Below are 13,352 nucleotides of genomic sequence, written 5' to 3'. Positions count from 1 at the left end.
CTAGCGCACGCGCAATCGGCTCAAGCGGCGTCCTCACCCTTCTCGTCACCTTCGAGACCAAGGTCCTTCAACTTCCGGTACAGGGTCGACCGGCCGATCCCGAGGCGACGCGACACCTCCGACATGCGCTGCCGGTAGAATTGCAGCGCGTAGCGGATGATCTCGGCCTCCAGCACATCCATCGGCTTCATCTCGCCGGTCTCCTCGGCGACGAGCGACATGGCATGCGGATCGCGCACCTCGACCCGAACGATCTCGCGCACCGGCTCCGGGGCATAGGCCGCCATCTGCGCCTGCATGGGGACCGGTGGGATGCGGACGTCGAATCCCTCCACCTGCGCGGCGATCTGCGGGAATTCGGTCACCGTCAGCTCGTCGCCGTCGGCCAGCACCACGGCCCGGAACAGCGCGTTCTCCAGCTGCCGGACGTTGCCCGGCCAGGGATAGCGGGTCAGGAGCGCCATCGCCTCGGGGGTGATCGCTCGCACGCGCTTGCTCTCCTCGGCGGAGAAGCGCGCGCAGAACGAGCGGACGAGATCCGGGATATCCTCCCGGCGCGCCCGCAGGGGCGGCAGGGTCATCGGGAAGACGTTGAGGCGGTAATAGAGATCCTCGCGGAATTTGCCCTGCTTCACCAGATCGAGGAGCGAGCGGTTGGTCGCCGAAACGAGGCGGATATCGACCCGGACCGGACGCTTGCCGCCGACCGGATCGACCTCGCCTTCCTGCAGGGCGCGCAGCAGCTTCACCTGCGCGTCGAGCGGCAGTTCGCCGATCTCGTCGAGGAACAGGGTGCCCCCCGAAGCCTCCACGAACTTGCCGGCATGTTTCTCGGTGGCGCCCGTGAACGCCCCCTTCTCGTGGCCGAACAAGGTCGATTCCACGAGGTTCTCGGGGATCGCCCCGCAATTGACGATGACGAACGGCTTGCCGCGCCGGTCGCCCGATCCCTGGATTGCCCGGGCCAGCACCTCCTTGCCGACGCCGGACTCGCCCTCGATCAGCACGGGGATGTTGGACTTCGCAGCCCGCTCGGCGAGGCGGATGACCCGCTCCATGTCGGGGCTCTTGGACGCGAGATCCTTGAAGGTCAGGACGCCGGAGGCGCGGCGGCGCATGCGGCGCACCTCCTCCTCGAGCGTATCGACTCGCAGCGCGTTCTTGATCGAGACCTGCAACCGCTCGGCGCCCGCGGGCTTGACCACGAAATCGACCGCCCCGGCCCGCATGGCCGAGACGACCGCGTCGATCGATCCGTTGGAGGTCTGCACGATGACCGGGGTCGCAAGTCCGCTCTTGCGCATCTCGGCCAGCACGCCGAGACCGTCGAGCCCCGGCATGACGAGGTCGAGGAGCACCACATCGGCACCCTCGGATTTCAGCATGATCAGCGCGTCGGCGCCGTTCTCGACCACGCGGGCCTCGAAGCCGAAGCGACGCACCGCCGCCTCGGCGAGGCGGCGCTGAACCGGATCGTCGTCCACGATGAGCACGGTGGTGGACATGGCGGCTCCCTGACGGGCACGCGGACCGGGCCGGCGACGCGGGAACGATCCCGGACACCTGTTCCGATTCGGCAGCTGTTTCGTTTCGAGGCGGAGGGTGAACCACAGACGTAAAGTGCCGCTTAACGACGTTTGCACTGTCCGGCCGGATCGAGGTCGCGCGTCCCGCCAACCCGCCGCGTTGAACGCGTGGCGGCCCACTCGATATCAGGCTACGGAGCCAACTCCCCGTGAAAGGAACGCACGACATGATGCCGAGCTCCACCGCGTCGCCGGTGATCGTCCGTCTGCCCGAAGGCGTGAGCGCCGCGCGCGCCGCCGCGAAGGCGGCCGACCTCGGTGTTCTTCCCGAATGGGACCTGACGGACCTCTACGCCGGCCTCGACGACCCGAATTTCTCCGCCGACATGACCCGGGCCGAGGAGGAGTGCCGCCGCTTCTCCGAGACTTATGCCGGGCGAATCGCCGAGATCGCCGCCGGGCCCGACGCCTCCGTGCGCCTTGCCGAGCCAGTGCGGGCCTATGAGGGGATCGAGGACCTGCTCGGAAAGCTGATGTCGTTCGCCGGTCTCGTCTATTCCGGCGACACGACCGACGAGGCTCGGGCCAAGTTCTACGGCGACACGCGCGAACGCCTGACCAACGCCTCGGCCGACCTGCTGTTCTTCGCGCTCGAACTGAACCGGGCCGAGGATTCGGTGCTGGACGCCGCGATGGCGCAGGGACCGCTGGCCCATTACGCGCCGTGGATCGAAGATCTGCGCCGGGAGAAGCCGCACCAGCTCGACGACCGGACCGAGAAGCTCTTCTTGGAGAAGTCGGTCACCGCGAATGCCGCCTGGGACCGGTTGTTCAACGAGACCATCGCGTCGCTGCGCTTCACCGTGCAGGGCGAAGAGATGCCGCTGGAGCCGACACTCAACAAGCTCCAGGATTCCGACGGCGCGGTCCGCAAGGAGGCTGCCGGCGCGATCAGTTCGGTGCTGCGCGGGCAGCTCCGGGTGTTCACGCTGATCACCAACACGCTCGCCAAGGACAAGGAGATTTCTGACCGCTGGCGCGGCTTCAAGGACGTGGCCGAGGCCCGTCACCTCGCCAACCGGGTCGAGCCCGAGGTGGTCGAGGCACTGGTCGATGCCGTGCGGACGGCCTATCCGCGCCTGTCGCACCGCTATTACAAGCTGAAGGCCAAATGGTTCGGGCAGGAGACGCTGCCCTATTGGGATCGCAACGCACCGCTGCCGAAGGTCGAGCAGCGCACGATTCCCTGGAGCGAAGCGCGCGACACGGTGCTGTCGGCCTACGACGCCTTCTCGCCCAAGATGGCGGGCATCGCCAAGCGCTTCTTCGACGAGCGCTGGATCGATGCGCCGACCCGGCCCGGCAAAGCCCCCGGCGCCTTCGCGCACCCGACCGTGCCCTCGGCCCATCCCTATGTGCTGGTCAACTACCAGGGCAAGCCGCGGGACGTGATGACGCTCGCCCACGAACTCGGCCACGGCGTCCATCAGGTGCTCGCCGGCCCCAACGGCGCGCTGATGGCGCCCACGCCCCTGACGCTGGCCGAGACCGCGAGCGTGTTCGGCGAGATGCTGACCTTCCGCAAGCTGCTCGCTGCTACGACCGACACGACCCAGCGCCGGGCCATGCTCGCCGCCAAGGTCGAGGACATGATCAACACGGTGGTGCGCCAGATCGCGTTCTACTCGTTCGAGCGGAAGGTGCATCTCGCCCGCGCCAAGGGGGAACTGACGACCGACCAGATCAACGCCCTGTGGATGTCGGTGCAGGCGGAATCGCTCGGACCCGCGATCACGCTGGATGCGGGCTATGAGCCGTACTGGGCCTACATCCCGCACTTCATCCACTCGCCGTTCTACGTCTACGCCTACGCGTTCGGCGACTGCCTCGTGAACTCGCTCTACGGGGTCTATGCGAAGGCTGAGGCGGGCTTTGTCGATCGGTACTTCGCGCTGCTCGCGGCCGGCGGTTCGAAGCCTTATGGCGAGTTACTCGCGCCGTTCGGCCTCGACGCGAAGGATCCGGGCTTCTGGCAGATCGGCCTCGGCATGATCGAGGGGATGATCGTGGAGCTGGAAGGGATGGAAGGGCAGACCTGACGGAACCGCTTCCAGAACGACATCCTGGATGTTATACCCAATGTATAACATCCAGGGGTTGATGATGAAGCTCGAAGTCAAGCGTGTCGGCAACTCGACCGGCCTGATCTTGCCGAAGGAACTCCTGGGCCAGCTTAATCTGACCCAGGGCGATTGGCTGTACGTCACAGAGAATGCGGACGGCTCCGTTCGGCTGTCGCCCTACGATCCGGCATTCGAGAAGGGCATGAAAATCGCCGAGAAGGCGATGAAGACTTATCGCAATGCCCTGGCGGAACTCGCAAAATGAGTTTCGGTCAGGAGATCGAGTGGCTCACGAGCGATCTCGTTCAGGCCATTCACGCTCAGCAGCTCCGGCTCTTCGGCGGCCCGCCGGGCTTGCGCGACGAAGGCGCTCTCGAGTCCGCGCTCGGAAGACCAAAGAATCCGGTCGCGTATGCCGAAGACGCCGAAAAAAAATCGATCTCGCCGAATTGGCCGCTGCATACGCGTTCGGCATCGCCAAGAACCATCCGTTCATCGATGGCAACAAGCGAGCCGCACTTTTGGCGCTCGTGACGTTTCTCGGGATGAACGACATCGACTTCGTTGCCGATGAAGCGGAAGCAGTGCTGATGATCCGGGGCCTCGCCGCCGGCGAGATCGACGAAGCCGGTCTCATCCGCTGGATCCGGGACAACTGGCCGGCCTGAGCCCCGCGGCGCAGGGCCCCACGCCCCTGGTGTCCGCCCCGGCGCGGCATATCTGCTTCGTGGCAGCAGACGAGCAGATCGAGACATGGCCGAGATCGACCGCGAAGCCAACCGCTTCTCCGCCCGTGCGGGCCGCTATGCCAGCGTTGGTGCCAATGTCGGGGGCGTCGCCGCCCGGATGGCGATGGCTCGGCTGTTCGGCAAGGAGGGGACCACCAACGCCGCTGCCCTGGCGCAGGCGTTGGGCGGTCTGAAGGGCCCGATCATGAAGGTCGCGCAGTTGCTCGCCACCGTGCCGGATCTGCTGCCGCCTGAATACGCAGCCGAGTTGCAGAAGCTCCAGGCCGATGCACCGCCCATGGGCGCGGCGTTCGTCCGACGCCGGATGCAGTCCGAACTGGGCGCCGGGTGGCAGGACCGCTTCGGCAGCTTCGACCTGAAGCCGGCCGCCGCGGCCTCCCTGGGCCAGGTTCACCGCGCAACCAGCAAGGGCGGCGAGCGGCTAGCCTGCAAGCTGCAATACCCGGACATGCAATCGGCGGTCGAGGCCGATCTGAAGCAGCTCGAGGTCGCGTTCGCGCTCCACCGCAGGATGAATTCCTGGCTCGACACGCGGGAGATCGCGAAGGAGATCGGCGCGCGTGTGCGGGAGGAGCTCGATTACGAGCGCGAGGCCAAGCACGCCGCCCTGTACAGCACCGTACTCAAGGATATCGCGGCGGTGCGCGTCCCCGAGGTGTTCCCCGAACTCTCGACCAAACGCCTGCTCACGCTCGGATGGCTGGACGGCGACAGGATCCTGGGCTTCGCCGATGAGCCGGTCGAGATCCGCAACCGTATCGCTCAAGCGATGTTCAAGGCGTGGTGGCACCCGTTCAGCCGCGCTGCGGTGATCCATGGCGACCCGCATCTCGGCAATTACACGGTGTTCTCCGAGGGCGGGGAGGCCGCTGGCATCAACCTGCTCGATTATGGCTGCGTGCGCATCTTCCACCCGCGATTCGTCGGCGGCGTGGTGAACCTCTACCGGGGACTGCTGGAGAACGACACGGCGCGCATCGTGCACGCCTACGAGGTCTGGGGCTTCAAGGACCTCGACAAGGAGAAGATCGAGATCCTGAATATCTGGGCTCGGTTCATCTATGGGCCGCTCTTGGAAGACCGCACCCGCACCGTCGCCGACGGCGTGAAGCCGGGTGAGTATGGCCGACGGCAGGCATTCGAGGTGCACCAGGCCCTCAAGGAGCGGGGACCGGTGACCGTCCCGCAGGAATTCGTCTTTATGGACCGCGCCGCCGTGGGTCTCGGCGCCGTCTTTCTCCATTTGCGCTCGGAGCTGAATTACCACAGGTTGTTCGAGGCGGAGATCGAGCACTTCTCATTGGACGAACTCGCCCGGCGTCAGGAGCAAGCCCTGGCCGCGGTCGGGCTTCCGAAGCCGGCCTGAGACCGCCCGCGACCCCTACCGGGGCGGCGATCAATTGCGTGCGTCCGATTGCGGCAGATAGGCGCTTGAGTTACATCCCACCGTGACCGCAAGAAGTCGCGTCTTAGGGATACGAGCGCACGATGGCTGAGAGTGACACGGTGGCCGGGCACACCTACAGCCCGGCGATGGACGCGAAGACCCACGAGCAGACCTATCGCGGCTTCGTCCGCTTCGTCGAGATCGGCAGCGGAGTGGTTATCTGCTGGGTCCTGGCCCTGGCGATCGGCGGCATTCGCGAAGCGTGGCTCCTGGCCATCCTCAGCGTCATCGCGTCCGGCGCCGCCGGTGCGATCGGTGCGGTGGCCCCGGCGGTCGGATGGCGGGGTCCCCTGGTCGTGGCCATCCTGCTTCTTCTCTACCTCTTCTTCGCCTGAGCGTAGGCAGCTCGGTCCGATGGACCGGTCATGCCGTATCGTGACCCGCTCGCGCCCTGCGAAGCGGAATGCTTGTGCACGACGTGCAATTAGATTGAGCACAAGTTACATTCCCACCGTTTTCATCGCAGACTAGAAGCTTAGCATCTCGTAAAGCCGCGCGGGTTCGCGCATTCGGAATGCCGAGCTTGTTCAGGGGAATTCGCGCATGCGTATTGCTGTGCTGTCCGAGACGGACTCCGCGGAACCGCGCGTCGCTGCGGTTCCCGAGACTGTCAAGAAATTCAAGGCGTTGGGCGCCGACGTAGTGGTGCAGTCCGGTGCGGGCACGAAGGCCGGCTTCCTGGACGACGATTATGAGGCCGCCGGCGCGACGGTCGCGGGAAGCGCCGAAGACACGGCGCGGGACGCAGACCTCGTTCTCAAGGTCCGTCGGCCGAGCGCCGAGGAGTTGCCGGTCTTCAAGCGCGGCGCCACCGTGGTGGCGATCATGGACCCCTACGGCAACGAAGATGCCCTCAAGGCGATGGCGGAGGCCGGCGTCGCCGGCTTCTCCATGGAGCTGATGCCGCGCATCACCCGGGCCCAGGTGATGGACGTGCTGTCGTCCCAGGCGAACCTTGCGGGCTACCGCGCGGTCGTGGACGGTGCCGCCGAATATGGCCGCGCCATGCCGATGATGATGACCGCAGCCGGCACCGTGCCGGCCGCCCGCGTCTTCGTGATGGGCGTCGGCGTCGCGGGACTTCAGGCCATCGCCACGGCCCGGCGCATGGGTGCGGTCGTGACCGCGACCGACGTGCGTCCGGCCACCAAGGAGCAGGTCGAATCGCTTGGCGCCAAGTTCGTCGCCGTCGAGGACGACGAGTTCAAGCAGGCCGAGACCGCGGGCGGCTACGCCAAGGAGATGTCGGCCGACTATCAGAAGAAGCAGGCGGAGCTCGTGAAGGGCCACATCGCCAAGCAGGACATCGTGATCACCACCGCGCTGATCCCGGGTCGCCCGGCGCCGAAGCTCGTCTCGGAGGAGATGGTGGCGTCGATGAAGCCGGGTTCGGTCCTGATCGATCTCGCCGTCGAGCGCGGGGGCAACGTCGCCGGCGCCAAGCCGGGCGAGATCGTCACCACCGAGCGCGGCGTGAAAATCGTCGGGCATCTCAACGTGCCGGGGCGGCTCGCCGCTACGGCCTCGAGCCTCTACGCGCGCAATCTCTACGCCTTCGTCGAGACGCTGATCGACAAGGAGTCGAAGGCGCTGAACATCAAGTGGGACGACGAGCTGGTGAAGGCGACGAATCTCACCCGCGAAGGCTCGGTGGTGCACGCCTCCTTCCAGTCCAAGACCGATGGGCCCGCCTCGGAAGCCGCGTCCGTGGGCCTCGCCAAGTCCGAGGCCGGCAAGGGTTCCGCCGCCGCCTCGAGCGCGCACTAAGATCTCGTCGCGAGGAGTAGCAGAATGGCAACCGTCATCGTCCCTCCCGACCAAGCGGCCGATCAGGCCCGCGTGCTGGCTGACGCCGCCCGCGCCGCTGCCGCGGTGGCGCAGAACGCCGCCAACCAGGCGCAGTTCATCGCTGACGGCATGGGCCACGGCCTCAGTGCAGCCACTGGCGGCGCGGTCGATCCCACCGTCTTCCGGCTCGCGATCTTCGTGCTGGCGATCTTCGTCGGCTACTACGTGGTCTGGTCGGTGACCCCGGCCCTGCACACGCCCCTGATGTCGGTCACCAACGCGATCTCCTCGGTGATCATCGTCGGCGCGATCCTCGCGGTCGGCGTGCCGCTGATCGAGAAGGGAACCGGGATCGCCCGGTTCTTCGGCTTCATCGGCATCGTGCTTGCCAGCGTGAATATCTTCGGGGGCTTCCTCGTCACGCAGCGCATGCTCAGCATGTACAAGAAGAAGGGCTGAGCTCGTGTCAGAGAACATCTCCTCCCTTCTCTATATCGTCTCCGGCGTCCTGTTCATCATGGCGCTGCGGGGGCTCTCGCACCCCACCACCTCCCGGCAGGGCAACCTGTACGGCATGGTCGGCATGGGGCTCGCCATCCTCACCACCCTGGTCGGGCATCCGCCGGCCGGGTTCGGCGCCTGGATCCTGGTGCTGCTCGGCCTCGGAATCGGCGGTGGCGCCGGCGCAGTGATCGCCAAGCGCGTGTCGATGACCGCCATGCCGCAGCTCGTGGCGGCCTTCCACTCGCTGGTCGGCCTCGCGGCGGTGTTCGTGGCGGCCGGCGCCCTCTACGCGCCGCAGGCCTTCGGCATCATCGAGAACGGCCACTATCATAAGCAGTCGTTGTTCGAGATGGGCCTGGGCGTGGCCATCGGCGCCATCACGTTCACGGGTTCGGTGATCGCCTTCGCCAAGCTCGACGGCCGGATGTCCGGCAAGCCGATCATGCTGCCGCAGCGCCACCTGATCAACGCGCTGCTGGCCGCCGGCCTCGTGCTGATGCTCGCGCTGTTCATCGGCACCGAGTCGAAGGTGCTGTTCTGGCTGATCATCCTCGCCTCGCTGGTGCTGGGCGGCCTGATCATCATCCCGATCGGCGGTGCCGACATGCCGGTGGTCGTGTCGATGCTCAACTCCTACTCGGGTTGGGCGGCGGCCGGCATCGGCTTCACCCTCGGCAACCTCGCGCTGATCATCACCGGCTCGCTGGTCGGCTCCTCGGGCGCGATCCTGTCGTACATCATGTGCCACGCGATGAACCGGTCGTTCATCTCGGTCATCCTCGGAGGCTTCGGCGGCGACACCGCCGCAGCTGGTCCTGGTCAGGTCGAGACGCGGCCGGTGAAGCAGGGCTCGGCCGACGATGCGGCTTACATCATGAAGAATGCCGAGCGGGTCATCATCGTCCCGGGCTACGGCATGGCGGTCGCCCAGGCGCAGCACAGCCTGCGCGAGATGGCCGACATGCTGAAGAAGGAGGGCGTCGACGTGAAGTACGCCATCCACCCGGTGGCGGGCCGCATGCCGGGCCACATGAACGTGCTGCTGGCCGAGGCGAACGTGCCCTACGACGAGGTGTTTGAGCTGGAGGACATCAATGGCGAATTCCCGCAGGCGGACGTCGCCTTCGTGATCGGTGCCAACGACGTCACCAACCCGGCGGCCAAGACCGACAAGGCCTCGCCGATCTACGGCATGCCGATCCTCGACGTGGAGCGGGCCAAGACCGTGCTGTTCATCAAGCGCGGCATGGGCTCGGGCTACGCGGGCGTCGAGAATGAGGTGTTCTTCCGCGACAACACCATGATGCTGTTCGGCGACGCCAAGAAGGTGGTCGACCAAATCATCAAGACCTTCTGACCCATCAGGTTCGGCGCGGGTTTTCGGGGCGTGCAGCGATGCGCGCCCCGTTTTTGTTCGCAAGGGCGCTGTTGCGGCAGGGGCAGGGATTTTGCGGCGCAGCCGGTGTAGGTTGCCGCCCGTGTCAACCGTAGCGCTCCTCGCCGATCCGCCAGCCTTCCTGGGTGTGGCTGCCTCCGTGACCGGCCGCCGCTGGCAGGAGCGGTGCACCAGCACGACGGTCCAGAACCAGATCGCCAAGATGGTGCAGGCCCACGGGCTGCCGGAACTGCTGGCCCGCGTCCTTGCTGGCCGTGGGGTGGGACCGGACGAAGCCTCCCGCCACCTTGCCCCGCGCCTGCGCGACCTGATGCCGGACCCCGACACGCTGCTCGATATGGATGCCGCCGTCCGTCGCCTGGTTCGTGCCGTGCGCCGCGGCGAGACGGTGGCGGTGTTCGGCGATTACGATGTCGATGGCGCCGCGAGCGCCGCCTTGCTGGCCGGCTATCTGCGCGGCCTCGGGATCCGGTCGCCGATCCACATCCCCGATCGAATCACCGAAGGGTATGGTCCCAATATTGGTGCAATCACCGCGCTTGCGGCAGATGGGGCGACCCTTCTGGTCTGCGTCGATTGCGGGACGAGCGGTCACGCCCCCCTCGAAGAGGCGGAAAAGTCGGGCCTCGACGTCATCGTCCTCGATCACCACGCTGCCGCCGAGGTGCTACCGCCGGCCCGCGCCGTCGTGAACCCGAACCGCCTCGACGATCTGTCGGGTCTCGGCCATCTTTGCGCAGCCGGCGTGGTTTTCCTGACCCTGGTTGCCCTCAACCGCGCCCTGCGCCGCGATGGGTTCTTCGGGCCGAACCGGCCCGAGCCGGTCCTGACCGATTCCCTCGACCTCGTGGCCTTGGCGACCGTGGCCGACGTGGTGCCGCTTACCGGCTTGAACCGGGCGTTCGTGAACCAGGGGTTGACCGTGATGCGCCATCGCGGCCGGACCGGCCTCGCCGCGCTGCTCGACGCCGCCTCTTTGAGCGAGCCGCCGGAGGCCTGGCATCTCGGCTACGTGCTCGGGCCGCGCATCAATGCCGGCGGACGGATCGGGGATTCGGGGCTCGGCGCCCGGCTGCTCACCACGGCCAATCCGGAGGAGGCCGCGCGCATCGCCGCCGACCTCGATCATCTGAACCGAGAGCGTCAGGCCATCGAGGCGCAGGCCGTCATGGAGGCCGAAGCCAAAATGGACCACGCCGTGACCCGCGATCCCGCACGCGCCGTGCTGGTGGCGGCGAGCGCCGCTTGGCACCCGGGCGTGGTCGGCCTGATCGCGTCGCGGCTGAAGGAACGGTTCAACCGGCCCGCCTTCGCCTTCGCGCTTCGTCCGGACGGCAGCGCCACCGGCTCAGGTCGCTCGATCCCCGGGGCGGATCTCGGACTCGCCGTGCGCGCCTGCGTGGAGGCCGGGATCGCGCCCAAAGGCGGCGGCCACGCGATGGCGGCCGGCGTGACCGTCCGGGCCGACGACATCCCGCGCTTCGAAGCGCACCTCGCCACGCTCCTGGGGTCGAGCGTCGCCCTGGCGCGCGCGGCCGATGCGCTGCTGATCGATGGGAGCCTCAGTGCCGGCGGCGCCACGGCGGAAACAGTGCGGCTGCTCCAGAAAGCCGGGCCGTTCGGCCAGGGCGCCCCGGAGCCGATCTTTGCCCTAGGCCGCCACCGGCTGGTGGATGCGGGCGTGGTCGGATCGAACCATGTCCGCGCGCGCCTGCGCAGCCGCGACGGTCAGGCGGTGGGGGCGATCTGCTTCCGGGCGGCCGAGCGCCCCCTCGGGCTGGCCCTGCTCAACGGTATCGGCCGCGAGATGCACGTGGCCGGCACCCTGTCGTGCGACCGATGGCGCGGCGCCGAGCGGGCGCAGCTGCGGATCGTCGACCTCGCACCAGCCGATTGATTCGGCGTTAGAGCCGGGCCAGATCGCGTTGCAATCGCGCACGGCTCTCAATCTTTGTATTGACGCTCGCTCTTGCGCCGAACCGGTATACCCTTCGGCGGAGTGCGCTCTAACCCCCGGCCATCACCAAGGCCCAGAATCGCTTGTAGCGCGTGTCCGGCGCATCCACGCGGGCGATGCCGATCCGGCGGATCTGCGGGAGCAGCATATTCTTGTTGTGCTCCGGGCTTGCCTTCCAGCGGGCGAGCACCTGCTCCAGCGTTTCGGAACCCGCGCTCAGATTCTCGGCCGCCCAGGATTTCGCCAGCCCGACCGAGGCCATGCGCGACGTGAAGCTCCCGCCGATCTCGTGGCTGAGCTGGCCGTGGCGGGCATTGTTGCCGGCCTGGAACGCGGCGGCCTTCACCAGCACCGGATCGACCACGACCGGGCTCAACCCGTTCTGGACACGGTAGGCCGAGATCGCCGCCGCGGCCGCGACCTCGTCGAGCACCGCCGTATGGGTGGCGTTCTCGACCGTCGGCTCCGGCGTGAAGGACAGGCCGCCGCATCCGGTCAGGGTGAGCAGCAGGGCGGCGGCGAGGGGGCGGGTCAGGTTCGGCACGGTCCGGTCGGCAACGCTGAGAGGGAGGGCGCCTCCCTCGGGCCGGCTTGCGGCGAAAGCACGGCGGATGCGGATCGGCCCGGCCCGTTTGTGCGGGACGTGGCCGGGATGCCACGGCGCTCAGGCTGCCAGAGCGTTGCTCCCGAGCATGACCGGCGCAAACGCGCGCAGGAGATCCGGGTCGAGGTGACCTTGAGCCTCGACCATGATCGCCAGCGCCTCCGGCCCGCTGGCCGGCTGACGATAAGTCCGCCGCTCGGTCAGCGCCGAGAACACGTCGCAGATGCTCACGATCCGCACGAGGTCGCTGATGGCGCCGCCGGCGAGGCGGTCCGGATAGCCCTTTCCGTCGAGGCGCTCGTGGTGATGGCGTACGACGTCGAGGACTTCGGGCTCGAACTCGCCCTGCGCTTTCAGCAGCGTGGCACCGATATCCGGATGACGCTGCATCAACCGGTATTCCTCGGCATTGAGCGGCCCGGGCTTGTTCAGGATGTCGACCGGAATCCGTGACTTGCCAATATCGTGAAGGAGCGCGGCGCGTACCAGACGGTCGAGATCGCCGCGGCTCAAGCCGATCTGGCCCCCGAAGGTCGCCGCATGGCCGGCGACCCCCAGCGTGTGCTGATAGACCCCGATATCGTGACGCCAGACCGCCTCAAGCCAGCCGCCGATCCCGACCTCCGACACCGCGGCCAGGACCAGTTCGGTCCCGCGGTCGATATCGGCTCGCTGGAGCCCGGCGCCGAGCGCGGCGCTGTCGAACAGGTCTGCAACGATCGCAGTGGCGCCGGTGACGTGCTCTCCGAGTCGTCGGGCGCGCGTTTTGGCCGACCGCGTCGCCTCCTCGATCATGGCGAAGGCGTTGGCCAGGACGACCTGACGCGATGTCGTGGCCGGAAGCACATGGAGGTGCGCGGCTGCCTGAAACGACTCCTCGCCGCGCGCGAGGATGAGGCGCGGCACAGGCGGCTTCGCCGTGCGATAGGCTGTTTCGAGCGCGACGGCTCGATCCGGTGGCACGTCCAGAATGATGAGATGCGGCCGTTCCGCCGGAAGAGCAGCGTCACCGTCGACGGCCAGGCAGTCCATCACCAGAGCGATGGCCCGTTCCAGGGCGGCTCGCTCCGAAGGCCGATCGGAGATCAGCAGGACGAAGGACTGGTCCGCGTATTGCGTTGCAGAGCCGAGGGCCACCACGGTTGCTCCCTCGCCCATTGGGTCAACTGTGCGTTGACCCTAACGGAAAGTTGCGAGGAAAGCGTTAACTCTACGCAGTCAGCGCGCTGTCGGCAAACAACAGTCCAACGCGCGCAAT

The 13,352-nt window shown here is 67.2% G+C and carries 11 protein-coding genes and 1 pseudogene; 9 read left to right on the top strand and 3 right to left on the bottom strand.

The window, feature by feature from the left end:
* Positions 1-20: 20 nt before the first annotated feature.
* Complete coding sequence (locus MKK84_RS10930) at positions 21-1,505, bottom strand: sigma-54-dependent transcriptional regulator (protein WP_243919597.1); 1,485 nt, start codon at positions 1,503-1,505, stop codon at positions 21-23.
* A gap of 248 nt (positions 1,506-1,753) precedes the next feature.
* Here MKK84_RS10930 and MKK84_RS10925 point away from each other — a divergent pair, with 248 nt between their 5' ends.
* From MKK84_RS10925 to recJ, 9 genes and pseudogenes are all read left to right on the top strand, one after another.
* Positions 1,754-3,625, top strand: coding sequence for a M3 family oligoendopeptidase (locus MKK84_RS10925; protein WP_243919596.1), 1,872 nt, complete (start codon positions 1,754-1,756; stop codon positions 3,623-3,625).
* 64 nt (positions 3,626-3,689) lie between these two features.
* Positions 3,690-3,914 (top strand): AbrB/MazE/SpoVT family DNA-binding domain-containing protein, encoded by a 225-nt coding sequence (locus tag MKK84_RS10920; RefSeq protein ID WP_243919684.1) that lies wholly within the window; start codon positions 3,690-3,692, stop codon positions 3,912-3,914.
* Positions 3,911-4,317, top strand: a pseudogene (locus tag MKK84_RS10915) (type II toxin-antitoxin system death-on-curing family toxin). The gene MKK84_RS10920 and the pseudogene MKK84_RS10915 overlap by 4 nt, the downstream one beginning before the upstream one ends.
* 85 nt (positions 4,318-4,402) lie before the next feature.
* Entirely contained in the window at positions 4,403-5,764 is a 1,362-nt protein-coding gene (locus MKK84_RS10910; protein WP_243919594.1) for an ABC1 kinase family protein, read from the top strand.
* Between the two features lie 122 nt (positions 5,765-5,886).
* The gene (locus tag MKK84_RS10905) at positions 5,887-6,180 is read left to right on the top strand and encodes an aa3-type cytochrome c oxidase subunit IV (protein WP_243919592.1); all 294 of its coding nucleotides are present in this window, start codon (positions 5,887-5,889) and stop codon (positions 6,178-6,180) included.
* 208 nt (positions 6,181-6,388) lie between these two features.
* A complete protein-coding gene (locus tag MKK84_RS10900) occupies positions 6,389-7,612 on the top strand; it encodes a Re/Si-specific NAD(P)(+) transhydrogenase subunit alpha (RefSeq protein ID WP_243919590.1) in 1,224 nt (407 codons plus the stop codon).
* A 24-nt stretch (positions 7,613-7,636) separates the two neighbouring features.
* Positions 7,637-8,092: a proton-translocating transhydrogenase family protein gene (locus tag MKK84_RS10895; protein WP_243919588.1), complete on the top strand. Its 456-nt coding sequence runs from the start codon at positions 7,637-7,639 to the stop codon at positions 8,090-8,092.
* 4 nt (positions 8,093-8,096) lie between these two features.
* Entirely contained in the window at positions 8,097-9,494 is a 1,398-nt protein-coding gene (locus MKK84_RS10890) for an NAD(P)(+) transhydrogenase (Re/Si-specific) subunit beta (protein WP_243919586.1), read from the top strand.
* Between the two features lie 121 nt (positions 9,495-9,615).
* On the top strand, positions 9,616-11,430 hold the full coding sequence (gene recJ, locus MKK84_RS10885; RefSeq protein WP_243919584.1) for a single-stranded-DNA-specific exonuclease RecJ: 1,815 nt from the start codon (positions 9,616-9,618) through the stop codon (positions 11,428-11,430).
* Positions 11,431-11,539: 109 nt separating this feature from the next.
* On the opposite strand, the gene MKK84_RS10880 is transcribed toward recJ, so the two are convergent.
* A complete protein-coding gene (locus MKK84_RS10880) occupies positions 11,540-12,034 on the bottom strand; it encodes a CAP domain-containing protein (protein WP_243919582.1) in 495 nt (164 codons plus the stop codon).
* A gap of 120 nt (positions 12,035-12,154) precedes the next feature.
* Positions 12,155-13,231, bottom strand: coding sequence for an HD-GYP domain-containing protein (locus tag MKK84_RS10875; protein ID WP_243919580.1), 1,077 nt, complete (start codon positions 13,229-13,231; stop codon positions 12,155-12,157).
* Between the last annotated feature and the right edge of the window lie 121 nt (positions 13,232-13,352).

Source organism: Methylobacterium sp. E-065 (assembly GCF_022829605.1).
In the GTDB taxonomy this organism is placed as follows: Bacteria; Pseudomonadota; Alphaproteobacteria; order Rhizobiales; family Beijerinckiaceae; genus Methylobacterium.
The sequence above is the reverse complement of the archived record's forward strand: the minus strand, read 5'-3'. Positions and strand labels throughout refer to the sequence as shown.